Raw genomic sequence first — 25,954 nt, 5'->3', positions numbered from 1 at the left:
CGACTGGATTCTCCAGTCGCCCGCTTCGGTTTTCGGGACGCTAGGCCTTCTTCATCGTCGCCATGGCACGCTCGGTCTCCCAGAACGCCCGCAGGGCAGCGATTTTGCCGTCCGCGTCCACCTTGTAGGTGAAGACGCCCTCGGCATCCACGATGTGCCCGCCCATGGTGGTGCGGATGCGGCCGGTGAAGGCCACCTCACGCCCGCAGGCGAAGGAGTCGTCGAAGAGGAACTCGATCGACTCGGTGGGCGCGATCGCCTTGTCCCAGAACGCCGCGATCGCTTCCGCGCCACGGTGTCCCACGCCCTCGGGATCGAAGAAGGACGGCCCGACAGGATCCTCCACGATGCCGTCGGCGGCGAACAGCGCCACCCAGGCGTCCTTGTCCTTGGCGCGCACCGCGGCCTGCGAGGCCGCGCCCGCCACCCGCGCGGGGTGCTCGGTGGTGGTCATCGCTGCTCGCTGCCGACGACCCACATCGAGAAGTACTGCGAGCCACCGCCGTACGCGTGGCCGAACGCCTTGCGGGCGTTCTCCACCTGGTAGTCGCCCGCACGGCCCATGACCTGCTTGGCGGCCTCGGCGAAGCGGATCATGCCGGACGCGCCGATCGGGTTGGAGGACAGCACGCCGCCCGACGGGTTGACCGGCAGCTTCCCGCCGATGGCGGTCTCGCCGGCGTCGGTGAGCTTCCAGCCCTCGCCCTCGGGCATGAAGCCCAGGTTCTCCAGCCACATCGGCTCGAACCACGAGAACGGGACGTAGATCTCGGCCGCGTCGATCTCCTCGAGCGGATTGGTGATCCCGGCCTGCTTCCACAGCGCCGCCGCGGCGGCCTGACCGGCCTGCGGGTTCACCTGGTCGCGGCCCGCGTAGGCGAGCGGCTCGGTGCGCATGGCGGTGCCGTGCACCCACGCGACCTTCTTGCCCTGCGCCTCCACGGCCTTGGCCGATTCCTCGTCACCGATCACGATGGCGCAGGCGCCGTCCGAGGACGGGCAGGTCTCGTCGAAACGGATGGGGTCCCACAGCATCTGGGACGCCATCACCGATTCCACGGTGATATCGGGCTGGTGCAGGTGCGCGAACGGGTTGCGCGCGCCGTTGCGGCGGTCCTTCACCGCGACCATGGCGCCCACGTGCAGCGGGGCGTTGGAGCGGCGGATGTAGGCGCGCACGTGCGGGGCGAAGTAGCCGCCCGCGCCCGCGCCGACCGGCATGGTGAACGGCACCGGGTTCGACAGTGCCCACATGGCGTTGGACTCGGACTGCTTCTCCCACGCCACGGCCAGCACCCGGCGGTGCACGCCGGCCTGGACCTGGTTGGCCGCGACGACCGCGGTGGAGCCGCCGACGGAACCGGCGGTGTGCACCCGGAGCAGCGGTTTTCCGGTGGCGCCCAGGGCGTCCGAGAGGAACAGCTCCGGCATCATGGAGCCCTCGAAGAAGTCGGGGGCCTTACCGATGACCACGGCGTCGATATCGGCCATGGTCAGGCCGGAGTCCGTGAGCGCCCGGTCGATGGCCTCGCGGATCATTCCGGCCATCGATACATCGGACCGTTTGGTCACGTGATGGGTCTGACCGGTGCCGAGGACGGCAGCTGCGTAGGTCATGAACGTGCCTCCAGGGTGGCCACGAGGTTCTGCTGCAACGCGGGGCCGCTGGCGGCATGCGCCAGTGCGCGATTCGCGGTGCCGTTGATGATTTCCCGGGCGGCGAAGCCGATGCGCTCCAAGCCGGCCGCGAACATGGGGTTGCCCGACAGCGCGCCGCCGGACGGGTTGATCCGGGTGTCCCCGTTCAGGCCGATGGCCTGCTTCAGGATCAGCTCCTCGTGAGTGAACTGCGCGTGCAGCTCGGCGACGTCGAAACCGCCGGCGTCGCCGCCGGTCACGGCGTTGGCCGCCTTGGCCGCGGAGTCCGATACGGTCAGGTCGCGGGCGCCCAGCACGGGGGAGTCGATGTAGTGCGCCATACCGGTCAGCCAGGCCGGACGCTCGCACAGTTCGCGGGCCCGGTCGCCGACGGCCAGCACGATGGCGGCCGCGCCGTCGGTGATGGGGGCGATGTCGTGGGCGCGCAGCGGATCGTTGATCTTCGGTGCGGCCAGCAGCTTGTCGATGTCACCGCCGGTGGTGCGGGCGGCCACCGCGGCCATGTCGGCCTCGGTCCAGCGGCCCGCGTCCAGGCCCGCGCGGGCCTGTAGTCCGGCCAAGGACAGCGAGTCCACGCCCAGCGGCGCGACCAGGTACGGGTCGGTCTGCAGGCCCAGGATCTGGCGCAGGGTGCCGGCCGAGGACTTGCCGAAGCCGTAGACCAGCGCGGTCTGCGCCTGTCCGGAGCGGAGTTTCACCCACGCCTCGTACAGCGCCCAGGCCGCGTCCATCTCCACGTGCGACTCGTTGATCGGCGGCACCGCGCCGATGGAGTCGATCGCCGAGATGAACGAGAAGGCGCGTCCGGCAAGGTAATCCGAGGAACCCGAGCACCAGAAGTCGATATCGGGCACGCCGATGCCGAGCTTCTGCTTGAGCTCCTGGAAGCAGGGCGCGAGCATCTCCACGCCATTGGTGGTGCCGAAGGTCTCCGGCACGTGCGGTGCGTGGGCGAAGCCCACCACCGCGATGTCGGTTGCTGTGTTACGCCCTCCCGTCGCCCCGCCGCCACCCCTGGCGGAATCGCTACGCGATGCAGTGTCAGTCATTTCAGCGCCTCTCTACAGGTGGTGCGCGAACGAGTCGTAGTCGGCGTCGGGCTCGCCGGTCGGCCGGAAGTGGTCGATATTGGCCATCGACAGGCCCCACTCCTCGCGCGGCTTCCAGACGGCCTCGACCCGCATGCCCATGCGCACTTCGTTCGCGTCGACACCGAGCACCAGGTGCAGGAACGGGATGTCGGCGCCGTCGAGCAGCACGTAGGCGGCCACGTACGGCGGCTTCAGGCGCTGGCCCATGAACGGCACGTTCACGATGCAGAAGGTGGTCACGATGCCCTTGTCGGACACCTCGACGAAGTCGTCGGTCGGCGAGCCGTCACGCGGGTCGGCGCCACGCGGCGGGAAGTACACCTTGCCGTCGAGGTTGGCGCGCGCGCCGAGCAGCTTGCCCTCCATCAGGCCCTTCAGGAAGACGGCTTCCTGCGGTGCGGCTGTGTGCTTGATCGAGAAGTCGACCGGGGTCACGATGCCGGTGACCGGCTCCGCGTCGGCGGTGGAAGCCGGTGCGGGAGCGGAGGTCTCGCCCGGTTCGAAAGCCACGATGTCGTGGATGTCGCCGGTGCGCTCGGCCGCCCAGCGGGCCCGCACGCGCATGCCGGTGCTGATGTCGGCGGGGCTCGCCACATCGACCGCGTGCAGGATGGCGGTGTCCGCGCCGTCCAGCTTGATCAGCGCGTAGGCGAAGGGCCGGTCGAACGGCTGGCTCGGGAGCGGCTCGGCCACCCAGGACCAGGTCTGCACGGTGCCGACGTCGGAGACGTCGACGAATTCCGTCAGCGGTTCGGCGGTCTTCGGATCGTATTCCGCGGGCGGCACGATCACGCGCCCATCGGAACCCCGCACCCCGATGACCTTGCCGGCGCGCAGTTCCGTGAGGAAGCGCCCGATGGTCGGACCGGTGGAGCGGGTGTAGTCGAATTGCATCCGCAGCGGTGCGGACAGTACTTCGGTGTTCCCCAGAGTCACGAGATCGAGTAGAACAGGTTCTAGTGACGGTGGCAAGAGTACGGGCTGCGGCCCTGACGACCGGTCCCGAATGTTCTAGGAAGGAACCTCCGCGCCTGAGCGGTCAGGCGCGGAGGAGGCAGCGGAGCGTAACCATGGAGCGCTCCGCTCTGGTGCGAAAGGAAATCCAGTAATGCGCTTTGGCTTGCAACTGGGATATTGGGGCGCGCAGCCGCCCGCCAATACGCGGGAGCTGATCGCGGCCGCGGAGGAGACCGGATTCGATGCCGTCTTCACCGCCGAGTCGTGGGGCTCGGACGCCTTCACCCCGCTGGCCTGGTACGGCTCCGACACCACCCGGGTGCGATTGGGCACCTCGGTGGTGCAGATGTCGGCCCGCACCCCCACCGCGACCGCGATGGCCGCGCTGACCATCGATCACCTCAGCGGTGGCCGGCATATCCTCGGGCTCGGCGTCTCCGGCCCGCAGGTGGTCGAGGGCTGGTACGGCCAGCCGTTCGGCAAGCCCCTCGCGCGCACCCGTGAGTACGTCTCGATCGTGCGGCAGGTGCTCGCCCGCGAGGACAAGGTGACCAGCGCGGGCCCGCACTACCCGCTGCCCTACACCGGCCCGGGCGCCACCGGATTCGGCAAGCCGCTCAAGTCGATCACCCACCCGCTGCGCTCGGATATCCCGATCTGGCTCGGCGCCGAAGGACCGAAGAACGTCGCGATGACCGCGGAGATCGCGGACGGCTGGCTGGCCATCTACTACACGCCGCGGCTGGCCGACATGTACAACGAATGGCTCGACGAGGGCTTCTCCCGGCCGGGCGCGCGGCGTTCGCGCGAGGACTTCGAGATCGCGGCCACCGCGCAGGTCATCCTCACCGACGACCCCAAGGCCGAACTGGATCGGCTGCGGCCGTTCATGGCGCTCTACATCGGCGGCATGGGCGCGGAGGAACTCAACTTCCACGCCGAGGTGTATCGGCGCATGGGCTACGGCGAGCAGGTCGACGAGATCACCCGGCTCTTCCGTACCGGCCGCAAGGAGGAGGCCGCGGCGGTGGTGCCCGACGAGCTGATCCTCGACACCACCATCATCGGCAACGAGGCGCAGGTGCGTGAGCAGCTGAAGGTGTGGGAGCAGGCGGGCGTCACCATGATGCTGGTCGGCGTCCGCGATGTGGCGCAGTTCGAACGGTTGAAGCCGCTCATCGAGTCGTAATCGGTCGTGATCCGCTGCGGAGCGCGCCTCGCTGAGCGGGGTGCGCTCTTCTCTTTTGCCCCCCGCGGGGCGTACGCCGCCGTACCGTGTGAGCGGGGGCAGGCCCGCTCAGCGGGACGTGAGCGAAAACAGTGGCTTGTCACACACAAGAACACGTTCTATTTTGGTCCCTGTGAGCTACAACATTGCGGACCTTGTCGAGCACACCATCGACCTCATGCCGGAACGTGTCGCGCTGGTTGACGACACCCGCTCGGTCACCTACGCCGAGCTGGAGGACCGTGCCAACCGGCTGGCGCACTACCTGCAGGAACAGGGAGTGCAGCCGGGTGACAAGGTCGGCGTCTACTCGCGCAACACCATCGAGGCCGTCGAGGCCATGGTGGCCATCTTCAAGGCGCGGGCAGTCATGATCAACGTGAACTACCGCTACGTTGAGAACGAGTTGCAGTACATCTTCGAGAACTCGGACATGGTCGCGCTGCTGCACGAGCGTCGCTATTCCGACAAGGTGGCCAACGTGCTGCCGAACACGCCGAAGATCAAGTCGGTCGTCACCGTCGAGGACGGCACCGACCTGCCGCTGCCCCCCGGTGCGGGCGAATACGAAGCGGTGCTGGCCGGCTCGCACGGCGAGCGCGACTTCGACGAGCGCTCCTCCGACGACATCATGATGATCTACACCGGGGGCACCACCGGCATGCCCAAGGGCGTCATGTGGCGCCAGGAGGACTGGTGGCGCGTCCTCGGCGGCGGCATCAACTTCTACACCGGCGTCTTCATCGAGGACGAGTGGGAGCAGGCCAAGGGCGGCGCCAGCGGCAACGCGCCGATGGTGCGCTACCCGATCCCGCCGCTGATCCACGGCGGCGCGTTCACCGCCACCCTGCACAGCCTGTTCGACGGCGGCACCGCCGTCATGCTGCCCGAGTTCAGCGGGCACGGCGTGTGGCGGGCCGTGGAGCGCCACGGCGTCAACATGATCTTCATCGTCGGTGACGCCATGGCTCGCCCGCTGCTCGACGCGCTGGCCCAGGGCAACCCGGAAACCGGTCAGCCGTACCAGCATTCGAGCATGTGGGTGCTGGCCAGTAGCGCCGCGCTGTTCTCGCCGGCGCTCAAGGACCAGTTCATCGAGAAGTTCCCGAACGCGCTCATCACCGACTCCATCGGCGCCTCCGAGACCGGCTTCGGCGGTCTGGCCGTGGCCACCAAGGGCGCGACCCACACCGGCGGCCCGCGGGTGAAGATCGACGGGTCCACCAAGGTCATCGACGAGGAAGGCAACGAGGTCGTCGCCGGCTCCGGCCAGGTCGGCCTGCTCGCGCGCACCGGCAACATTCCGGTCGGCTACTACAACGACCCGGTGAAGACCGCCGAGACCTTCAAGACCTTCAACGGCGTCCGCTACTCCATCCCCGGCGACTTCGCCCGGGTGGAGGAGGACGGCACCGTCACCATGCTCGGCCGTGGTTCGGTGTCCATCAACTCCGGTGGCGAGAAGATCTTCCCGGAAGAGGTCGAGGGCGCGCTCAAGGCGCACCCGGACGTCTTCGACGCGCTGGTCGTGGGCGTGCCCGACGAGCGCTGGGGCCACCGCGTCGTCGCGGTCGTGCAGTGCACCGACGGCGCCCGCCCGACCCTCGAGGAACTGCGTCCCACCCTGGTCAAGGAGATCTCCTCCTACAAGATGCCGCGTAGCCTGTGGTACGTGGACGAGATCAAGCGCTCGCCCGCCGGCAAGCCCGACTACAAGTGGGCCAAGGCGCAGACCGAGGTCCGCGAGGCCGACGACCACGCCCAGGCCCCGACCACCAAATAGGCCATGAGAGATCAGTGCCCGCCTGCCGTCGCAAGCGGGCACTGATCGTTTCGATGGGTGTTTGTTGTCGGTGGGCTGTGTCAGGCTGGCAGGCATGAGCGAGAAGGTGGGCGGCACCGTATCGGATGATGTACTGCGGTCCTTCGAGGGCCATCGGCGCGAACTGTGCGCGTACGCGTATCGAATGCTCGGGTCCTCGTTCGAGGCCGAGGACGCGGTGCAGGAGACCTTCACGCGGGCCTGGAAGTCCTACGACTCGTTCGAGGGCCGGGCCAGCGTCCGCTCCTGGCTGTACAAGATCGCCACCAATGTCTGTCTGGACATGCTGGACGGCCCGCAGCGCCGGGCGCGGCCCATGGACCTCAACGGACCTTCGACGCCCGATTCGCAGTTGCCCGCGCCGGAGCCGGATTACGTGTGGGTGGAACCGATTCCGAACGCGCTCGCCTTCGGCGCCGACCCCGCCGAGGCCGCCAGCACCAAGGACACCCTGCGCCTGGCCTTCGTCGCCGCCGTGCAGCACCTGCCCGCCAGCCAGCGCGCCATCCTCATCATGCGTGAGGTGCTGCGCTTCTCCGCCGGTGAGACCGCCGACATGCTGAACGTCTCGCCCGCCTCGGTGAACAGCGCCCTGCAGCGGGCCCGCGCCACCATGTCGAAGGTGCAGGAGACCGCCACCGTCTCCGATCCCTTCGACGAGCGCAACGAGCAGCAGCGCAAGCTGGTCGACGATTTCGTGAAGGCCTTCGAGGCCTACGACATGAGCGCCCTGACCGAGCTGCTGAAAGCCGATGTGGCCCTGTCCATGCCGCCGTTCTCGCTGTGGGTGTCCGGCCCCGAGAACGTGGCCGCCTTCATGCTCGGCACCGGCCAGGCCTGCCGCGATTCCCGCATGGTGCCGTTGGAGGGCGCGAACGGCCTGCCCGCCTTCGGCCACTACAAGCCCGGCGACGAGCCCGGCGTCTGGATCCCGTGGTCCATCACCACGCTGGAACTCTCCGGCGACCGCATCTCCGGCCTCACCTTCTTCCTCGACACCGAGAAGCTGTTCCCCCTCTTCGGCCTCCCCATGGAGCTTCGCCCGAACTAGGCTCTCCGCCACGGGAGTCCGAGGAGGGGCGCATGACGGTCGAGTTGCACGCGGACGAGCGGTGGGCGCAGAACCTGCGCCGCATGCTGGTGGGGGCACGGCACGAGGCCGTCATGGCCATCGCCCGCCCGGTGCGGCCGGAGACCGAATACCGCGCGGAGGACACGGTTTTCCGGCAGTTGCACGAGGCGGGGAAACAGGTGCGGGTGCTGCTGTCGGCCGCGTACGTGAGCAGCCGGGGCCGCCAGTCGGTGCTACGGCAGTTCACCCTCGGCTCGCGAATCCGGGTCACCGATACCGAGTTCTGCAATGCGCTGATCGTCGATCGTGAGCGGGCGGCGCTGTGGTCGGCCGCGCCGGCGGAGCAGCCGCGCGGATACCTGGTGACCGAACCCGCGCTGCTCGGCGTGGTGCACCAGTTCGCCACCCGCACCTGGCATTCCGCGCGCGACCTGCGCGACCACCTGGAGGTGCGGGACGGCCTGGACGCGGTGGCGCTCGCGGTGGTCGAGCAGCTGTACTCCGGGGCGAAGGACGAGACCGCGGCCCGGGCGCTGGGGGTGTCGCTGCGCACCTACCGGCGCTACGTCGCCCAGCTCATGACGCGGTTCGAGGTGAGCACCCGCTTCCAGCTCGGGGTGCGGGTGCGGGAGCTCGGGCTGCTGGGCTGATCAGCCGTCCACGGTGCTGATCAGCGGGGTGTGCGCAGGTCTTCGGGGTGCTCGGTCGCGAACCGCTTGGCGGCGGGATAGTTCGCCTTGCCGCTCGGCTGCCGCATGACCGTGCCGACCAGCCAATAGCCGCGTGGCGCCTTGTATCCCGCGACCTTGGTCCGCACGTGGGCGTCCAGTTCGGCGAGATCGATCGCGGTCCCGGTCCGCGGCTGCACCACCGCGACGACGGCCTGCCCGAACCGTTCGTGCGGGATGCCGATCACCAGCGTGTCGAAGACGTCCGGGTGGGATTTGAGCGCCGTCTCGACCTCCTCGGGGAACACCTTCTCGCCACCGGTATTGATGCACTCGGAGCCTCGCCCGAGTAGGGTGACGGTGCCGTCGGCCTCGTAACGGGCGTAATCACCCGGCGCCACATACCGTTTGCCGTCGACCTCGACGAAGATGGTCTTCGTCTTCTCCGGGTCCTTGTAGTACCCGATCGGCACATGCCCGGTCCGCGCCATCCGACCGACGGCTCCGGGGACGGGCTCCACGAGGCGGCCGTCGTCGTCCAACAGCGCGGACTGCGCCCCGAACTTCACCCGCGGGCCCTGCGTGTGGTCGGAATCCTTGGTGACCGTGGACAGTCCGGTGCTGCCGCTCTCCGACGACCCGATCACGTCGGTGACGAACAGGTTGGGGAAGGTCGCGAGGTACTGCTGTTTGAGCGAGTGCGAGAACAGTGCGGCATGACTGCTGAACGCCCACAGGGACGGAACCTCGTACCGCCCCGCGTGATACGCCTCGAGTAGCGGCTTGGCCATGGCGTCGCCGACCACGGTCAGCACGTTGACCCGGTGCTCCTCCACCACCCGCCAGACCTCGTCCGCGTCGAACTGTGGCACGAAAACCACTGTGCCGCCCGAATTCAGGGCGAGGAACGTCGCCCACTGGGCTGCGCCGTGGATGAGCGGCGAGAGCGGGGCCATGACGATGCCCTCGGGCGCGGACCGCGCATCGGCCGCCAATGCCCATTCGTCCGAGACGTATTCGCCGGTGACATGGTTGATGCCGCCGCCGAGCGCTCGCCAGACATCCTCGTGCCGCCACATGACGCCCTTGGGCAGGCCGGTGGTGCCGCCCGTGTAGAGGATGTACAGATCGTCGCCGCTGCGGGGACCGAAATCCCGGTCGGGGGAGTGCGCGGCCAGGGCGTCGTCGTAATCGGGTCCGATGGCGAGGGTCTCGGTGAGGCCGGGCGCGGATTCGCGAACCTCGGAAATGATTTCCCCGAATTTCGCTTCGTGGATGATTGCTTTCAAATCCGCGTTGCCGACGAGGTAGCGCACCTCGTCGGCCACGTACCGATAATTCACGCTCACCGAGACGGCCCGCAGTTTGTAGGTCGCGAGCATTGCTTCCAGAGCCTCGATGGAATTGCGCGAGTAGACGCCGACGTGGTCGCCGGCTCCGATGCCGCGGGCGGCCAGGTGGTGGGCGAGCCGGTTGGCGCGGTCGTCGAGTTCGCGGTAGGTGAGTCGCCGGTCCTCGCAGATGAGGGCGGTCCGCTCCGGGACCGCGTCGACGGCGTGCTCGAACAGGTCTGCGACAGTGAAAGCCATGGGCCCACCCTCGCTTTCGCGGGGATGGAGCGCGGGTTCATCGGTTGGCAGGAAGCTGTCACGGCCCGCTGTTCTCGATCTTCTCGTAGCCGCTGCGGGACATGTGCAGCGCCTCGGCGACGGCGCGCTGGGTCATACCGCGGCGGAGTCGCTCCCGCTCGAGGTACGCGCCGAGTGATATCCCGTGGGGGCCTTCGGACTCGGGCTGCCGGCGCGCATCGATCACACAGGATAAGCCATGTAGAACGGCTCCCACTGGTGGCCGTCGGGGTCGAGGAAGGTGCGGCCGTACATGCCGACCTCGGCTTCCTGGGCCCGCCGGTCCGCACTGACCTCCTCCTGGCCGCCCGCGGCGAGGGCGGCCTCCACCAGCGCGTCGACCTCATGATTGCTGCCCAGGGCGAGTGCGTAGACGCTGCCGACGGTGCCGCGGGTGTCGCCCAGCGGGCGGCGGCCGAAGGTGGTGAAGAACTCGTGCGTCAGCAGCATGACGCAGATGTTGTCGTCGACCACGATGCAGGCGGCATTGCCGTCGGTGAAGTCCTGATTCACCTTCCAGCCGACGGACTCGTAGAAGCGCTTGGACCGGTCCAGGTCGGCGATGGGCAGATTGATGAAGATCATCTTGCTCGGCATGGTGGCGCGTCCCCTCTCATTCGATGTACTGATGAGGACGAAGCGGGTGCGGGAAACTCATCGGTCGTGCGAGAGTTGCCGGTGGAGGTGCCCGATGAGCTACAGCTATCTGATCGCTCTCACCGGCAGCGGGGGAACGGTTCCGCCGGAGCTGGGGGTGGTGCGGCGGTTGGTGCGCCGGGGCCATCGGGTGACGGTGCTGGCGGAGGAATCGCTGGCCGAGGCGGTGGCCGCGACCGGCGCACGGCTGCGCCCCCGGGCCGGGGCCGGATTCGCGCGCGACACCGCCGACGAGATCGACGCCGACCGCCCCGATCTGGTGCTGGCCTCCTTCTTCGCCTTCGGCGCCATGGTCGCGGCGCAGGCCTGCGAGACGCCGTTCTCGGTGCTGATCCCCGGCGTCTATCCGCTACCCGTGGAGGGCGGTCCGCCGCCGGGCAGCGGATTCGCGCCCGCGCACGGGCCCGTCGGGCGGCTCCGTGACCGCCTGGTGGGTTCGCTGGTACAGCGGCGCTGGGACGAGGAACTGCTACCCAAGCTCAATGCCCTGCGCGCGGATTTCGGGCTGGAACGCCTGGCGCACTACCAGGATCAGGCGCGGCTGGCCCGTCGCCAGCTCGTCTTGTCCAGTGCCGCTTTCGATTTCCCGGGCCAGGGACCCGACGGGGTGCGCTGGGTCGGCCCCATCCTGGACGAACCCGACTGGGTCGCCGACACCACCTGGACCCAGGCCGACGGAGGCGATCCGCTGGTCCTGGTCTCCTTGTCCACCACGTTCCAACGTCAAACCGACTGCCTGCAAAGAATTTCCGAGGCGCTGGGCCAGCTACCCGTGCGTGGCGTCATCACCACCGGCCCCGCCATCGATCCCGCCGAACTCCGTGTGCCCCAGAATGTGTCGGTGCTACGCGGCGCTCCGCACCACGAGATCATGCGCCACGCCAGTCTGGTCGTGACCCACGGTGGCCACGGCACGCTGATGAAGTCCTTCGCCGCCGACCTGCCGGTCGTGGTCCTCCCGCACGGTCGCGACCACGCGGACAACGCCGCCCGCGTCCGCGGTCACGACGCCGGAATCGTCTTGCCGCGCACCGCTACTCCACAGCGCATCGCGCGGGCCGTGCGCCACACCCTGCGCACCCCGGCCCACTATCGCGCCGCCGCCGAGCTGGGTCACGCCATCCGCCGCGACGCGCGTGGCGAGGCGCTGCTGCGGGAGCTGGAACCGTCGCCCGAACACCCCGAGCAGGTGGGGGAGCGGGTCTTCTCGGTGCGTGAACTCGAATCCTGAGCACCCGCGAGACACCGGAGGTTTGGCCGAATTTCGCGCGCCACAGTCCGGATATGGCTGGCACCCCGCGGTGTCACTGTTTAGCGTGAGCCGCATGGATTTCCTGGCCGTTTTGCGCGAGAAGTTGGACGAGTTCGGCGATCTGATCGCGCCGGAGGTCGACCTGTCCGCGCCCGTCCCGTCCTGCGGCGACTGGACCTTCTACGATCTGGCCGACCATGTCGGTCAGGGGAATCTGTGGGTGACCACGGCGGTCCTGGAGCAGCGGGGCGATTTTCAGGGCGACCCCGCGCCCGAGGACCCGGTGGGACTGCGGACCTGGTTCGACGGCACGGCGAAGGCGATGATCGACGCGCTGTCGGTCGATCCCGAGACTCCGGCCTGGACCTTCACCTCGCAGATGCCGCGCAAGGTCGGTTTCTGGCAGCGCCGCCGGGCGCAGGAAACCCTCATGCACCTGTGGGACGGGCAGGATGCGCTCGGCGTCGCCGACGCCTTCGAGCCCGCGCTCGCGGCCGACGGCGTGACCGAGGTGTTCGAACTGTTCGCGCCCCGCATGATCCTGCGCGGCCTGGCGAGCGAGCCGACGGCGGCGATCAGCCTGCGCGCCACCGATACCGGCGACAGCTGGAGCTACGGCCCCGGCGCGCCGGTGGCCGAGCTTTCGGGCACCGCGTCGGATCTGCTGCTGGCGCTGTGGGCGCGCAAGGAGCTCGACGACGCCGCGCTGAGCTGGCAGGGCAACTGGGCGGAGGGCAAGCGCGTGCTCGCCGGTCCGCTGGTGCCCTGACCGTGTAACCCGTTCCGCCCGGAGATTCTCCGCAGCAGCGAAAACGGCGAGGCGGTGGCCGGTATGGGAGCCACCACCTCGCCGTCGGCCGCTTTTGCAGGGTCGGCCGCGGGTCTCGCCGGCCCCGGACGGGGCCTGGATTTTCAGGGGCTCGCCCCTGAGAGTTGCGAGAGTTGTTCGGTCCTACTGCGCGTCGCTGAGCAGGGTGCCCAGGGCGCGCAGGTGATCGGTCGCGCCGCCGAGTGCGAACTCGTTGTGCTTGGCCGCCGTGAAGTACTGGTTCACGATGTGGTCGCGATCGATGCCGACGCCGCCGTGCACGTGCACCACGGTGTGGGCGACGCGGTGTCCGGCCTCGGCGGCCCAGAACTTGGCGGTGTGCACCTCGGCGGTGGCGGGCAGGCCCTCGGCGATCCGCCAGGCCGCCTGCTGCACGGCCAGGCGCACACCCTGCACGTCGATGTAGCCGTCGGCGAGGCGCTGGGCCACGGCCTGGAAGCTACCGATCTTGCGGTTGAACTGCTCGCGCTCGCGGGCGTAGTCGGCGACCAGTTCCAGGCCCTTCTCGACCACGCCGAGCTGGGTGGCGGCCAGGCCGAGCCAGGCCCGCTCCAGCAGCCAGGTCAGGATCTCGCCGCCCTGCTCGACGGTACCCACCAGTTCGGCGGGGGTGCCGGCGAATTCGACCTCGGCCTCGGGGGAGCGGTCGGTGACGATCTGGTCCTCGATGCGCACCGAGGCGTGCGACGGGTCGACCAGGAAGACGGCGGGGGCGCCGTCGACGCTGGCGGACACCAGGATTCGCGCCGCCTGGCGGGCGAAGGGCACGGTGGTCTTGAGGCCGGTGAGCTGCCAGCCGTCGCCCGCGATGGCGGTGGTGACGGGCTTGGCCGGCTCCCAGTTGCGCTCCTCGCTCAGCGCGGCGGTGAGGATGACCTCGCCGGTCGCGGCCTGGGCGGCCAGCTCGCGCTGGGCGGCGGAACCGAACTGCGCGAGCGCGCCCGCGCCGAGCACGATCGACCACAGGTAGGGCACGGGGGCGACGGACTTGCCGATCTCGCGCAGGATGGCGGTCTGCTCGAGCACGCCGAAGTCGCTGCCGCCCACGCTCTCCGGCAGGGCCGCGGCCAGCACGCCGGTCTCGGCCAGCGAGTCCCACAGGCCGGCGTCGAAGCGCACGGTGCGGTTGCCGTCGGCGTCGGTGTTCTTGTCGAGCTCACGCAGCCGGTCGGCGGTGACCAGCTTGCCGGTGACCTCGGCGGTGAGGCGGGCCAGATCCTGCTGCGCCTCGGTGAGGGTGAAATCCATGATGGTTACCTTGGTTTCGTCTTAACGCGCGGCGGCGGGCTGCTTGAGGGCGGTCATGGCGATGATGTCGCGCTGCACCTCGTTGGTGCCGCCGCCGAAGGTGAGGATCAGGCAGGCGCGGTGCATGCGCTCGAGGCGGCCGCGCAGCTGCGAGCCGGCCGAGTCCTGGCGCAGGTACGCCTGCGGGCCGAGGATCTCCATCAGCGCCCGGTAGGCCTCGGTCGCCAGTTCGGTGCCGTACACCTTGGTGGCGGAGGCGTCCCACGGCCGCGGCGCGGCGTCGCCGCCCTGATCGGCGCGCGAGGCGATCTCCCAGTTGGTCAGCTTCAGGTATTCGACCTTGGCGTGGATGCGGGCCAGCGAGACCTGCACCCATTCCTGGTCGATGACGCGCTGGCCGTTGGCGGTCTTGGTGTTGCGCGCCCACTCGGTGACCTGGGCGACGGCCAGGGCCAGCGGCGCGGAGGAGGTCAGCGCGACGCGCTCGTGGTTGAGCTGGTTGGTGACCAGCGCCCAGCCGCCGTTCTCCGGGCCCACCATGTCGGAGTGCTTGACCCGCACGTCCTGGTAGTAGGTGGCGGAGGTGTCCGGACCGGCCATGGTGTGCACCGGCGTCCAGGAGAAGCCCTCGGCGTCGGTCGGCATGATGAACATCGAGATGCCCTTGTGCTTCTTGGCGCTCGGATCGGTCCGGGCGGCCAGCCACACGTAGTCGGCGTAGGCGATGAGGGAGGTCCACATCTTCTGGCCGTTGATGATCCAGTCGTCGCCGTCGCGGACCGCGGAGGTGCGCAGCGAGGCCAGGTCGGTGCCGGCGCCGGGCTCCGAATAGCCGATGGCGAAGTGCAGCTGACCGGCGGCGATCTTGGGCAGGAAGAACTTCTTCTGCTCTTCGGTGCCGTAGTGCATGATGGTCGGCGCAACCGAGTTGATGGTCAGGAACGGCACCGGGGCGCCGGCGATGGCGGCCTCGTCGGTGAAGATCAGCTGATCCATGGTGGACCGGTCCTGGCCGCCGTACTCCTTGGGCCAGCCCAGGGCGAGCCAGCCGTCGCGGCCCATCTCCTCGACGACCTCGCGGTAGACATTGCCCTCGCCGTACTCTCCGGTCTGGGCCGAAAGGGCTTGCCGCCGTTCGGGAGTGATGAGCTTGGTGAAATAGTCACGCAGCTCGGCACGCAGCTGTTCCTGTTGCGGCGTGTAGGCGATACGCATAGGTGTACCTCTAGCCTTCGTTTCTCGGTTCTGCCGATCATCGCACGCGAGTGAAACATGTTCCAGTATTGGTTCCGGTTAGGGCTACTTTGCTGTTCTGGGCGGGGGTCTGCTTGTTAGGCTCGGGAAGAACCTGTGTTGAAGGAGAGAACTATGAAGGTCATCGTCGATTTCGATCAGTGCGAAGCGAACGGGATCTGCGTTGGAATCGCCCCTGACGTGTTCGATCTCGATGACGACGACAACTTGCACGTCAACGAGGTCGCGGTCACCGAGGACAACCGCAAGGACATCGAGTCGGCCGTGGCGCAGTGCCCCAAGGCCGCGCTGAAGCTGGTCTGAGGCCGGCGCCGCCCGCCGGGACCCGTCCTTGCCCGGCGGGTGGAACACGTTCTAGAGTCGCCCTCGTGAGCGAATCTGATGTGAGTCTTTCCGGCCGGGTTGCCGTCGTCACCGGTGCCGGCGCCGGGCTCGGCCGGGCCGAAGCCCTCGAGCTGGCCCGCGCGGGCGCGTCGATCATTGTCAACGACCTTGCCGAGAACGACGCGGTCAGCGCAACCCTCGCCGATATCCGGGCGCTGGGTGTGAAGGCGGAGTTCGTCGGCGGCAGCATTGCCGAGCGGTCCACCGCCGATGCCATCATCCGTACCGCCGAGGAGTCCCTCGGCGGCCTGGACATCGTGGTCAACAATGCCGGGATCACCCGGGACAAGATGTTGTTCAACATGTCCGACGAGGACTTCGACGCGGTCGTCGCCGTGCACCTGCGCGGGCACTTCCTGCTGACCCGCAACGCGGCCGCCTACTGGCGCGCCAAGTTCAAGGAGACCGGTGCCCCCGTCTACGGGCGCATCATCAACACCTCCTCGGAGGCCGGTCTGCTCGGCCCCGCCGGTCAGGCGAACTACGGTGCCGCCAAGGCCGGTATCACCGCGCTGACCCTGTCCGCGGCCCGTGCCCTGGAGCAGGTCGGCGTGCGCGCCAACGCGATCGCTCCCCGCGCGCGTACCGCCATGACCGAGAACGTGTTCTCCGCGGCCCCCGACGAGGGCCCGGACCCGCTGTCGCCCGATCACGTCGCGCGCCTGGTGGCCTTCCTGGCTTCCCCGGCGGCCGAGAAGATCACCGGCCAGCTGTTCGTCGTCTACGGCCCGATGGTGGCCCTGATGGCGGCCCCCGTCGTCGAGCAGCGCTTCGACGCCGTCGGCGAGTTCACCCGTGAGGGCCTGGCCGAGACCCTCGGCGGCTACTTCGCCGACCGCGCGTCGGACGCCACTTTCTCGGCTTCCTCGCTGAAGGATCTGGGCTGAGGTTTTCACCTCGATTCCCCGTGCCGGGGGCCGCGTGTCCGCTTGACAGACCCGGCCCCCGACCCCGCGGTTGATCGCGAGATCGATCATTGGTAGGAATGGGGATCAACTATGTGTGTCGCCTCACAATGTGGCATACCTCTGACGGTTAGGCTCACCTGAACATGTTCTTGAAACTGGACACCAGTTCAGAAAGATGGCCTGTTCAAAGCATTGGAAACCTTCCCGAACCGTATGAGAACGTGTTCTAATCTTCGGCGGGACCGAGATCACATTCAGATTTCGGTTGCTATCGCTAGGCAGGGGCAGGAGGAATAGCGGGAATGAATGAAGTCCTTGCCGTACCGCTGCGGGCGGTCGGAGGGTTCTTCGAACTCGCCGGCGCGGTCGCTCGCGCCGCAGTACGGCCCCCGTTCCAGCGACGGGAATTCATCGATCAGTCCTGGTTCATCGCCAGGGTCTCCATGTTTCCCACGCTGATGGTGGCGATTCCGTTCACCGTGCTCGTGGTTTTCACGCTCAACATTCTTTTGCGCGAGATCGGTGCGGCCGACCTTTCGGGCGCGGGTGCGGCCTTCGGCGCGATCACCCAGATCGGCCCGATGGTCACGGTGCTCATCGTGGCCGGCGCGGGCGCGACGGCCATCTGTGCCGACCTCGGCGCTCGCACCATCCGCGAAGAGATCGACGCGATGAAGGTGCTCGGCATCGATCCGATTCAGCGCCTGGTGGTTCCGCGCGTGCTGGCCTCGATGTTCGTGGCCTTCCTGCTCAACGGTCTGGTGTCGGCGATCGGCATCCTGGGCGGTTTCGTGTTCTCGGTCTTCTTGCAGGGCGTGAACCCGGGCGCGTTCGTCAACGGCATCACCCTGCTGACCCACCTCCCGGAGCTCGTCATCTCCGAGGTGAAGGCCATGCTGTTCGGTCTCGTCGCCGGACTGGTCGCGTGCTACCTGGGCCTGAACGTCAAGGGCGGTCCCAAGAGTGTCGGCGACGCCGTCAACCAGACGGTCGTGTTCGCCTTCATGGCGCTGTTCGTCATCAACGTCGTGATGACCGCCATCAGCATCAAGTTCGCGGCTCGGTGATCAAGTGGCTTTCGTAATCCAGTCTCGTTTTCCCAAGGTGACCAAGCGCTTTCAGCGCTTCACCGATGCGCTCGACTCGGTCGGCAAGCACGCGGTGTTCTACGCGCGCTCGATCGCGTCGGTGCCCAAGGCGCTGGTGCACTACCGCACCGAGACCATCCGGCTGATCGCCGAGATCTCCATGGGCACCGGCGCTCTCGCGGTCATCGGCGGCACCGTCGTGATCGTCGGCTTCCTGACGCTGGCCGCGGGTGGCACGATCGCCGTGCAGGGCTACAGCTCGCTCGGCAATATCGGCGTCGAGGCCCTCACCGGCTTCTTCGCGGCGTTCATCAACGTTCGCATTGCGGCGCCGGTCATCTCGGGCATCGGCCTGGCGGCGACGCTGGGCGCGGGAACCACGGCACAATTGGGGGCCATGCGCGTCTCCGAAGAGATCGACGCCCTCGAGGTGATGGCCATCCGGCCGGTGCCCTTCCTGGTGGGCACCCGCATGCTGGCGGGCATCATCGCCATCATCCCGTTGTACTCACTGGCGGTCATCGCCTCGTTCATCGCCTCGCGGTTCGCGACGGTGCAGATCTACGGCCAGTCGGCCGGTGTGTACGACCACTACTTCTCGACCTTCCTGATCCCCAGCGACATCCTCTGGTCCTTCGCGCAGGCGATCTTCATGGCCATGGCGGTCATGCTGATCCACACCTACTACGGCTATCACGCCGCGGGCGGACCGGTCGGCGTCGGCGTGGCGGTAGGCAATGCGGTGCGGGCCTCGCTGATCGCAGTCGTCTCGGTGACGCTGCTGATGTCGCTGGCCATCTACGGCACCTCCGGCAATTTCCATCTCTCCGGGTAGGGGCGGGACGAACAAAATGGACCAACAACAAGGTGGGATGGCGAGCCCGATCGGCTCGCCGTTCGTCCCGAAGCCAGCGCCGAAGCGCTACCTCGAACAGGGGTGGGTGACCCGGGCCGCGGGCGCCGGGCTCGTGCTCGGCGTGGTCGCCGTCGTCGCGTTCTGCCTGATGAGCTTCGCCGGTGGTTTCACCAATACCGCGCTGGTGACTGTCAATTCGCCGCGCGCGGGTCTGGTCATGGATCGCGACGCCAAGGTGAAGATCCGCGGTGTCGAGATCGGCCGGGTCAAGTCGATCGACGAGACGCCCGAGGGCGCGCGCATCGAACTCTCCATGGATCCGGACAAGCTGAAGCTGGTGCCGGCCAACGCGACCGTGGACATCAACTCCACCACCGTGTTCGGCGCGAAGTACATCAACTTCATCGAGCCGCAGAACCCGTCGGGGCAGCTGCGCGCGGGAGCCGTGGTGCAGGCCGATGGCGTGACCGTCGAATTCAACACGCTCTTCCAGCATTTGAGCGATGTGCTCAACAAGGTGCAGCCGGAGAAGCTGAACGCCACGCTGACCGCGCTGGGCACCGCCCTGCAGGGTCGCGGCGAGAAGCTGGGGCTGCTGTTGTCGGACAGCGACGAGTTCCTGAAGCAGATCAACCCCTCGCTGCCCACGTTGCAGGAGGACCTGCGCAAGACCGCCTCGGTGACCGGAACCTACTCCGACACCGTGGGGGATCTGCTGCGCGTCACCGACAACATGCAGGTGACCGGCAAGACGATCACTGATGAGCAGGCTCGCGTGGACGATCTGCTGGCCAACCTGATCGGGCTGGCCGACACCTCGAACTCGGTGCTGAAGCCCAATGAGAACGATCTGATCAAGTCGCTGAACCTGTTGCGGCCCACCACGGATCTGCTCTACGAGTACCGGTCGGCGCTGTACTGCACCATCATGACCTTCGGTTTGAACGTGCCGCTGATGGACGAGCTCATCGGTGGGAGGTACCCGGCATTCGCCATGAACGCCGGCATCATGCCCAGCGGTACGCCGTACTCGTACCCCGACGACCTGCCGAAGGTGAACGCCTCCGGTGGCCCGCACTGCGAGAACACTGTCGATCTGACCGGTGGTCAGAAGGCCAACTACCTGATGACCGATACCTCGGAGGGCCATATCTGGGCGCCGCCGACGCAGCCGCACGCGTCCAAGACCGTCTTCGAGATCCTGTTCGATCAGCTGCCGGGGGCGAAGAAGTGAAATTCAAACCACACGCCACCACAGTCAAACTCGGCATCTTCGGCGTCGCCATGCTGCTGATCCTGGCGCTGCTGGTGGTCGTCTTCAGCCAGATGCGGTTCGCCCGCGAGACCGCCTACCGTGCGGTGTTCACCTCGTCCTCGGGCATGCTGCCCGGGTCGAAGGTGCGCATCGCGGGTGTGCCGGTCGGCTCGGTGAGCCGGGTGTACGTCGGCAAGGACCACATGGCGCACGTCGAATTCGACGTGGACCGCAAGTACCGGCTCTATGCCAGCACCAAGGCGGCTATTCGCTACGAGAACCTGGTCGGCGACCGCTACCTGGAATTGATGGACGGCCCGGGCGCGGCGACTCCGCTGCGCTCCGGCGGCACTATCGATCTCGACCACTCCCAGCCAGCGCTGGATCTGGACATGCTGCTGGGCGGATTCAAACCGCTGCTGCGCGGCCTGAACCCGACTCAGGTGAACAGCCTGACCGAGGCGCTGCTGCAGATCTTCCAGGGCCAGGGCGGCACCCTGGTCTCGCTGCTGAACAGCGGCGGTGACTTCGGCAAGACCCTCGCCTCACGAGATGCCCTGATCGGCAGCGTGATCGAGAACCTGAAGACCGTGCTGGCCACCATCGACGACCGGGACAAGGCGTTCGGCACCACGCTGGACGAATTGCAGCGGCTGGTCAGCGGATTGGCCGCGGACAAGGATCCGATCGGCGACGCGCTGCCCCGGATCGCCGGCGCCACCGGTGATCTCACCGAGCTGCTGAAGACCGCCCGGCCGGACCTGAAGAACACGATCGAGCAGCTGGGCCGCACGGCCACGGTGCTCGACGACAGCCGCGATGATCTCCAGACGGTGCTCTCGGCGCTGCCGGATACCTATAAGAAGCTGACTCGCATCGGTGCATACGGATCGTTCTTGAATATCTACGCCTGCAGCACGGACATTCTGTTCACCGGGGCCGACGGCAAGGACGTGCGTCTCGCCTTGCCCGGCAGTCAGTTCGACGGGAGGTGCCAAGGGTAATGGGACAGCGTGTGATGAACATCGGTGTCATCGGCATCGTCGTGGTCGTGAGCATCTGCCTCACCGCCCTGCAGTTCGACCGGCTGCCGTTCGTCAGCTCGGGTGCGCACTTCAGCGCGTATTTCGCCGACGCGGGCGGGCTGCTGCCCGGTGACCAGGTCCAGGTGGCCGGTGTGAAGTCCGGCCGGGTGGACAAGGTGAAGCTGGACGGCGCGAAGGTGAAGGTCTCCTTCACCCTGGACGAGTCGATCGTGCTGGGCACCAAGACCAGTGCCGCGATCAAGACCAACACCGTGCTCGGACGCAAGTCGCTCGAGGTGGCCCCGGAAGGGGACGGCGCGCTGCGTGCCGACCAGCCGATTCCCCTGGAGCGCACCACTTCTCCGTACTCGCTCAACGACGCGCTGCAGGATCTCTCCGGCACCGTGAAGGACCTCGACATGGACCAGGTCAACAAGACCCTGGACGCGCTGTCGGCCACCTTCAAGGACACCCCGGCCCCGCTGCGCTCGGCGCTGGACGGCATCAGCCAGCTGTCCAAGAGCATCAATACCCGCGACAAGGCGCTGACGGACCTGCTGTCCAAGGCACAGGGCGTCACCAAGGTGCTCTCGGACCGGGCCGCGAAGATCAATACGCTGCTCGTGGACGGAAATAGCCTGCTCGGTGAGCTCGACGCTCGCCGCGGCGCGATCAGCCAGCTGATCACCTACATCAACGGTCTGGCCAAGCAGCTCAGCGGCTTCGTCAACGATAACGATGCGGCGCTGAAACCGGCTCTGGACAAGTTGAATTCGGTGCTGGCGCTGCTGCAGAAGAACAAGCAGAACATCTCCGACGCGCTCGACGCGCTCGGGCCCTACGCCGGTGCGCTGGGTGAGCAGGTCGGCAGCGGCCCGTACTTCCAGGCGTACGTCGTCAACTGGAACAGCCCTATGCTGCAGGCTCTTTCGGATGCTCTGGTCTGGCCGCAGAACCTGCCCGAGGCGTTGAAGAACATGCAAAGCGGTGGCATTCAACAAAAGCCGATCATCACGGAGCTGCCGAAATGACGAATTTCCTCGGTAAGGTCCGCGGCTTGCCGCGGTGGACCCGGGTCGTGGCGATCGCGGCGTTGGTCACTATCGTGGCCGGCGGCGTGTACACCGCCGTCGACCGGATCGGCAAGCCGCAGATCACCGCCTACTTCCCGTCTACAGTCGGCCTCTACAAGGGCGACGAGGTGCGGATTCTAGGTGTCCGCGTGGGCACCATCGACTCGGTGGATCCGGGCAAGGACAAGGCCACGGTCAAGATGACCATCGACCGTGGCGTCGACATCCCGGCCGACGCCAAGGCCGTGCTGGTCTCCCCGTCGGTGGTGTCGGCCCGCTTCATCCAGCTGGCCCCGGCCTACACCGGCGGCGCGAAGATGCACGACGGCTCGGTCATTCCGCTCGAGCGCACCGCCGTGCCGGTCGAGTGGGACGACATCAAGGCCGAATTGAACAAACTGGCAACGTCTCTCGGACCAGTCGGCGAGGACAAGCAGGGCTCGTTCGGGCGCCTGGTCAACACCGCCGCCGACAACCTGGACGGCAACGGCCAGGCGTTCCGCGACACCCTCCGGGAGCTGTCGGCCACGCTGACCACGCTGTCGGATGGTCGTACCGACCTGTTCGGCACCATCAAGAACCTGCAGCAGTTCGTGGACGTGCTCTCCAAGAGCAATGACCAGATCGTGCAGTTCGGTGGCCGGCTCGCCTCGGTGTCGCAGGTGCTGGCGGGCGTATCCGGTGATCTCGGAGCGGGTTTGGACAATCTGGACTCCGCGGTCTCCGACGTGAAGCGGTTCCTCGACTCGCACGGCGGGGCACTGAGCACCGACCTGGCGCAGCTCGCCGACGTCACCAGCACGCTGGTGGAGAAGAAGCCGCAGATCGAACAGGTGCTGCACACCGCGCCGACCGCTCTCGTGAACTTCTATCAGCTGTACAACCCCGCGCAGGGCACCGTCGCCGGCTACCCGGTATTCGCCGGTTTCAACTCACCCTTGAGCTTCATCTGTGGCTCGATCGACGCGTTCGGCACCGCTGGCAACGCCGACCAGAGTGCGAAGATGTGCGCCCAGTACCTGGCCCCGGTCATCCAGAACCTGGCGATGAACTACCCGCCGCTGCTGATGAACGACGGCACCGGCGCGACGGCGTTCCCGAGCCAGCTGGTGCCCAGTACACCCGACGTCGCCGCGCGGTACGCCGCGCAGGGTGAACGGGCGCCGGTCGGGATTCCGAACGGGCTTTCGGGTCTCGCCATTCCGGGAGGGAACTGATGAATACTCGTCGCCGCGGGGTGGCGGGCCTGGCGATCGGTGTCGCGGTCGCCCTGAGTGCCACCGGATGTGATTGGGACGGTCTCAACACCGTCTCCATGCCTGGTTCCGCTGGAACCGGCTCCGACGCTTGGCATATCAAAGTGCAGATGCCGAATGTCACCACGCTGACCCGTAATTCGCCCGTCCTGGTGAACGACGTGACCGTCGGTACCGTGACCGGAATCGATGTGGAGAACTGGCACGCGCTGGTCACCATCGGGCTGGACAAGAACGTAAAGCTGCCGGCCAACGCCGTCGCGAAGATCGGGCAGACCTCGCTGCTGGGCTCCAATCACGTCGAATTGGCCTCGCCGACCGATGTTCCGGCCAATGGTGAACTGCATGACGGTGACACCATCACGCTGGACCGGGCGGGTGTGTACCCGACCACCGAGCAAACGCTGTCCTCGTTGTCAGTGGTGCTCAACGGCGGTGGTATCAGTCAGCTGGAGAACATCACTCACGAGCTGAACACCGCTTTCACTGGCCGCACCGATGCCATCCGCGATCTGCTGCCGCAGCTGAACCAGATGGTGGGGACGCTCAACGCCCAGACCACCGACATCATCAACGCCATGAGCGGGCTCGACCGGTTGTCGGGAACGCTCGCACAGGAGAAGGATCGGGTGGCCGGCGCCATCGACAACATCCATCCCGCGCTGACCGTGCTCGCGAACAAGCGGGAGAACATCACCAACGCGCTGACCGCAGCGGGCGACCTCAGTGATGTGGTGAAGCGGATCATCGACAACGCCGGTGACGATCTGAAGGCCGAGATCGCCGATCTGGGACCGACTCTGGAACAGATCGCCAACACCAGCGACAACTTCACGAAGTCGCTGAATATGCTGCTGACCTTCCCGTTCCCCTTCAAGTACATCGACCGGTACATCCGCGGTGACTACATGAACGTGAAGATCACCTTCGACCTGACCGCGGCCCGACTCGATTCCAACTTCCTGACCGGAACCCCGCTGGGCGGACGATTCGGTGGTGTGGAGGGTGCGCTCGGCCAGCCCGCGGGCGTGGCGGGCGACGCCAACGATCCCGCCAAGGCTCCGTTGCAGCCGAGTTCGACCCAGCCGTCGCCGACCGTGCCCGGCCTGCCGGGACTGAATATTCCGGGCCTGCCGTCCATTCCCGGAATCACTGTGCCGCAAGGGGATCCGGGCAAATGAAACTGAGTCGCTTCGTCAAGATTCAGCTCGCCATCTTCACCGTGCTGACCGTCATCGGTATCACGGTGATGGGTGGGGAGTACGTGAAGCTGCCCGCCATGTTCGGCATCGGCCGCTACGACGTGACCGTGAAGCTGGCCGCCACCGGCGGTCTGTACGAGAACGCCAATGTCGCCTACCGCGGAACCAATGTGGGCAAGGTGAATTCGGTGGTGCTGACGCCGCAGGGCGTCAACGCCAAGCTGTCCATCGACTCCGATTTCAAGATCCCGTCCGATGTGGACGCCTGGGTCAAGTCGGTGTCGGCCATCGGTGAGCAATACGTGGATCTGGTGCCCAAGGACAATCCGCAGGGCGGCAATCTGCGTGACGGTTCGGTCATCCCGGTCGAGCGCACCAAACTGCCCATGGATATCGGCGGCATTCTGGACCGCACCGACCGGTTGCTCTCCAGCGTCGCGGACACCCGCCTGCAGCAGGTGATCGAGGATGCTTTCGTCGCCTTCAACGGCGCGGGCCCGGATCTGGAACGGCTGCTCGACTCCGCGTCGCTGCTGGTCCAGGAGGCCAAGACCAATACCGACGCCACCAAGGATCTGATCGACAAGATCGGCCCGCTGCTGGACACCCAGATCGAGTCCGACTCCGCCATGCGCGGGTGGACCAAGGACCTGGCCACCGTCACCGATCAACTGCGCGAGCATGATCCGGCGCTGCGCAATGTCATCGACAACGGCCCGGGGGCGCTCAACAAGGCCACCAAGCTGTTCGAGGACCTGAAGCCGACCGTGCCGTTGCTGGCCCAGAACCTGGTCAGCCTCGGCCAGGTCGGCGTCACCTACCGCGCCAGCGTGGAGCAGTTGCTGGTCGTTTTCCCGCCGCTGATCGGTGCGCTGATGACGCTCGCCAAGGGCAGCCCGACCGAGTACGGCGGCAAGGTCGACTTCAAGATCGGGCTCAATGATCCGAAGGGTTGCGTCAACGGCTTCCTGGCACCGGAGGACCGGCGTTCGCCCAACGACTACAAGGGTCCGACCCCAGAGACCCCGAAGGGGCTGTACTGCAAGATTCCGCAGAACTCCCAGGACGTGGTCCGCGGTGTCCGCAACAACCCCTGTATGGACGTGCCGGGCAAGCGCGCGGCCACTGTGGAGCAGTGCCACGACCCGGAGGGCTACCAGCCGGCGGGTGACAACCCGGCCTTCGGTAAGCCGAACCCGGTCGACAACAACGGCAAGCCGATATTCACCCCGAGTTCGCTGGGGAATGGTGGGGAACCCGGAGTCGCGCCTGCGAGTGTGACGACGAGAACGTACGATCCGAAGAGTGGCACGTATCTCGGCCCGGATGGTGTACTCACCCGCCAGGCCGATATCGGGCCCGATGGTTCCGGCATCGTGCCGGCCAATTGGCAGACAATGCTTCAGGAGCAACAACGATGAGTGATCCCACGGTGGTGAACAGCAAGACCCGGCGGAAGGCGGTGCGGTCAGAAGGACCGCCGGTCCACGACGGGGATGCTCCCGTGACCGCGGACACCACCGTGAAGGTCGAGAGCGCCGC

General features: G+C 67.2%; 25 protein-coding genes. 16 read left to right on the top strand and 9 right to left on the bottom strand.

Annotated elements, in window-relative coordinates:
* Positions 1–40: 40 nt before the first annotated feature.
* From ACFV4K_RS22590 to ACFV4K_RS22575, 4 genes are read right to left on the bottom strand one after another with little or no spacing between them, the layout of a single operon-like run.
* Positions 41–454: a nuclear transport factor 2 family protein gene (locus tag ACFV4K_RS22590; RefSeq protein WP_379277449.1), complete on the bottom strand. Its 414-nt coding sequence runs from the start codon at positions 452–454 to the stop codon at positions 41–43.
* Positions 451–1,617, bottom strand: a complete 1,167-nt coding sequence (locus tag ACFV4K_RS22585) for a thiolase domain-containing protein (RefSeq protein ID WP_379277447.1) — start codon at positions 1,615–1,617, stop codon at positions 451–453. Before ACFV4K_RS22585 ends, ACFV4K_RS22590 begins: the two co-directional genes overlap by 4 nt.
* Positions 1,614–2,708 (bottom strand): thiolase domain-containing protein, encoded by a 1,095-nt coding sequence (locus ACFV4K_RS22580; protein ID WP_379277445.1) that lies wholly within the window; start codon positions 2,706–2,708, stop codon positions 1,614–1,616. Before ACFV4K_RS22580 ends, ACFV4K_RS22585 begins: the two co-directional genes overlap by 4 nt.
* 12 nt (positions 2,709–2,720) lie before the next feature.
* Positions 2,721–3,644, bottom strand: coding sequence for an OB-fold domain-containing protein (locus ACFV4K_RS22575; RefSeq protein WP_357089956.1), 924 nt, complete (start codon positions 3,642–3,644; stop codon positions 2,721–2,723).
* Between the two features lie 214 nt (positions 3,645–3,858).
* On the opposite strand from ACFV4K_RS22575, the gene ACFV4K_RS22570 reads away from it, so the two are divergent.
* From ACFV4K_RS22570 to ACFV4K_RS22555, 4 genes are all read left to right on the top strand, one after another.
* Positions 3,859–4,896 carry an LLM class F420-dependent oxidoreductase gene (locus ACFV4K_RS22570; protein ID WP_379277444.1) on the top strand — a complete coding sequence of 346 codons (1,038 nt, stop codon included), beginning with the start codon at positions 3,859–3,861 and terminating at the stop codon, positions 4,894–4,896.
* 172 nt (positions 4,897–5,068) lie between these two features.
* A complete protein-coding gene (locus tag ACFV4K_RS22565) occupies positions 5,069–6,718 on the top strand; it encodes an acyl-CoA synthetase (protein ID WP_379277442.1) in 1,650 nt (549 codons plus the stop codon).
* A 94-nt stretch (positions 6,719–6,812) separates the two neighbouring features.
* A complete protein-coding gene (locus ACFV4K_RS22560; RefSeq protein ID WP_379277440.1) occupies positions 6,813–7,808 on the top strand; it encodes a sigma-70 family RNA polymerase sigma factor in 996 nt (331 codons plus the stop codon).
* A gap of 32 nt (positions 7,809–7,840) precedes the next feature.
* Complete coding sequence (locus tag ACFV4K_RS22555; RefSeq protein WP_379277438.1) at positions 7,841–8,479, top strand: hypothetical protein; 639 nt, start codon at positions 7,841–7,843, stop codon at positions 8,477–8,479.
* Positions 8,480–8,499: 20 nt separating this feature from the next.
* On the opposite strand, the gene ACFV4K_RS22550 is transcribed toward ACFV4K_RS22555, so the two are convergent.
* Genes ACFV4K_RS22550 through ACFV4K_RS22540 form a run of 3 tightly spaced genes read right to left on the bottom strand, consistent with a single transcriptional unit; the run spans position 8,500 to position 10,722 of the window.
* The gene (locus ACFV4K_RS22550; protein WP_379277436.1) at positions 8,500–10,086 is read right to left on the bottom strand and encodes an acyl-CoA synthetase; all 1,587 of its coding nucleotides are present in this window, start codon (positions 10,084–10,086) and stop codon (positions 8,500–8,502) included.
* A gap of 58 nt (positions 10,087–10,144) precedes the next feature.
* Entirely contained in the window at positions 10,145–10,312 is a 168-nt protein-coding gene (locus tag ACFV4K_RS22545; RefSeq protein ID WP_379277434.1) for a helix-turn-helix domain-containing protein, read from the bottom strand.
* A complete protein-coding gene (locus tag ACFV4K_RS22540; RefSeq protein ID WP_379277432.1) occupies positions 10,309–10,722 on the bottom strand; it encodes a VOC family protein in 414 nt (137 codons plus the stop codon). Before ACFV4K_RS22540 ends, ACFV4K_RS22545 begins: the two co-directional genes overlap by 4 nt.
* A 94-nt stretch (positions 10,723–10,816) precedes the next feature.
* On the opposite strand from ACFV4K_RS22540, the gene ACFV4K_RS22535 reads away from it, so the two are divergent.
* Together ACFV4K_RS22535 and ACFV4K_RS22530 are read left to right on the top strand one after the other, a co-directional pair.
* Positions 10,817–12,013: a glycosyltransferase gene (locus tag ACFV4K_RS22535; protein WP_379277430.1), complete on the top strand. Its 1,197-nt coding sequence runs from the start codon at positions 10,817–10,819 to the stop codon at positions 12,011–12,013.
* A gap of 94 nt (positions 12,014–12,107) precedes the next feature.
* Positions 12,108–12,803 carry a maleylpyruvate isomerase family mycothiol-dependent enzyme gene (locus tag ACFV4K_RS22530; RefSeq protein WP_379277428.1) on the top strand — a complete coding sequence of 232 codons (696 nt, stop codon included), beginning with the start codon at positions 12,108–12,110 and terminating at the stop codon, positions 12,801–12,803.
* A 183-nt stretch (positions 12,804–12,986) separates the two neighbouring features.
* On the opposite strand, the gene ACFV4K_RS22525 is transcribed toward ACFV4K_RS22530, so the two are convergent.
* Together ACFV4K_RS22525 and ACFV4K_RS22520 are read right to left on the bottom strand one after the other, a co-directional pair.
* Positions 12,987–14,111: an acyl-CoA dehydrogenase family protein gene (locus tag ACFV4K_RS22525; protein WP_379277427.1), complete on the bottom strand. Its 1,125-nt coding sequence runs from the start codon at positions 14,109–14,111 to the stop codon at positions 12,987–12,989.
* Between the two features lie 21 nt (positions 14,112–14,132).
* Positions 14,133–15,326 (bottom strand): acyl-CoA dehydrogenase family protein, encoded by a 1,194-nt coding sequence (locus ACFV4K_RS22520; RefSeq protein WP_379277425.1) that lies wholly within the window; start codon positions 15,324–15,326, stop codon positions 14,133–14,135.
* A gap of 153 nt (positions 15,327–15,479) precedes the next feature.
* On the opposite strand from ACFV4K_RS22520, the gene ACFV4K_RS22515 reads away from it, so the two are divergent.
* The 10 genes from ACFV4K_RS22515 to ACFV4K_RS22470 all read left to right on the top strand — a co-directional run bounded on the left by ACFV4K_RS22515 (position 15,480) and on the right by ACFV4K_RS22470 (position 25,833).
* The gene (locus ACFV4K_RS22515; RefSeq protein ID WP_379277423.1) at positions 15,480–15,668 is read left to right on the top strand and encodes a ferredoxin; all 189 of its coding nucleotides are present in this window, start codon (positions 15,480–15,482) and stop codon (positions 15,666–15,668) included.
* Positions 15,669–15,733: 65 nt separating this feature from the next.
* On the top strand, positions 15,734–16,636 hold the full coding sequence (locus ACFV4K_RS22510) for a 3-oxoacyl-ACP reductase (protein WP_357282738.1): 903 nt from the start codon (positions 15,734–15,736) through the stop codon (positions 16,634–16,636).
* A 323-nt stretch (positions 16,637–16,959) separates the two neighbouring features.
* Entirely contained in the window at positions 16,960–17,724 is a 765-nt protein-coding gene (locus ACFV4K_RS22505; RefSeq protein WP_357282736.1) for an ABC transporter permease, read from the top strand.
* Between the two features lie 4 nt (positions 17,725–17,728).
* On the top strand, positions 17,729–18,580 hold the full coding sequence (locus ACFV4K_RS22500) for an MlaE family ABC transporter permease (protein ID WP_379277421.1): 852 nt from the start codon (positions 17,729–17,731) through the stop codon (positions 18,578–18,580).
* Between the two features lie 37 nt (positions 18,581–18,617).
* Positions 18,618–19,835 carry an MCE family protein gene (locus ACFV4K_RS22495; RefSeq protein WP_379277419.1) on the top strand — a complete coding sequence of 406 codons (1,218 nt, stop codon included), beginning with the start codon at positions 18,618–18,620 and terminating at the stop codon, positions 19,833–19,835.
* Positions 19,832–20,860: an MCE family protein gene (locus ACFV4K_RS22490; protein WP_379277417.1), complete on the top strand. Its 1,029-nt coding sequence runs from the start codon at positions 19,832–19,834 to the stop codon at positions 20,858–20,860. Before ACFV4K_RS22495 ends, ACFV4K_RS22490 begins: the two co-directional genes overlap by 4 nt.
* A complete protein-coding gene (locus tag ACFV4K_RS22485) occupies positions 20,860–21,912 on the top strand; it encodes an MCE family protein (protein ID WP_379277415.1) in 1,053 nt (350 codons plus the stop codon). The genes ACFV4K_RS22490 and ACFV4K_RS22485 overlap by 1 nt, the downstream gene beginning before the upstream one ends.
* Complete coding sequence (locus ACFV4K_RS22480) at positions 21,909–23,171, top strand: MCE family protein (RefSeq protein WP_379277413.1); 1,263 nt, start codon at positions 21,909–21,911, stop codon at positions 23,169–23,171. The genes ACFV4K_RS22485 and ACFV4K_RS22480 overlap by 4 nt, the downstream gene beginning before the upstream one ends.
* The gene (locus ACFV4K_RS22475; RefSeq protein ID WP_379277411.1) at positions 23,171–24,391 is read left to right on the top strand and encodes an MCE family protein; all 1,221 of its coding nucleotides are present in this window, start codon (positions 23,171–23,173) and stop codon (positions 24,389–24,391) included. The genes ACFV4K_RS22480 and ACFV4K_RS22475 overlap by 1 nt, the downstream gene beginning before the upstream one ends.
* Positions 24,388–25,833 (top strand): MCE family protein, encoded by a 1,446-nt coding sequence (locus tag ACFV4K_RS22470; protein WP_379277410.1) that lies wholly within the window; start codon positions 24,388–24,390, stop codon positions 25,831–25,833. Before ACFV4K_RS22475 ends, ACFV4K_RS22470 begins: the two co-directional genes overlap by 4 nt.
* Positions 25,834–25,954 lie beyond the last annotated feature (121 nt).

The sequence above is a fragment of the Nocardia sp. NPDC059764 genome (assembly GCF_042732555.1).
GTDB lineage: Bacteria > Actinomycetota > Actinomycetes > Mycobacteriales > Mycobacteriaceae > Nocardia.
The sequence above is the reverse complement of the archived record's forward strand: the minus strand, read 5'-3'. Positions and strand labels throughout refer to the sequence as shown.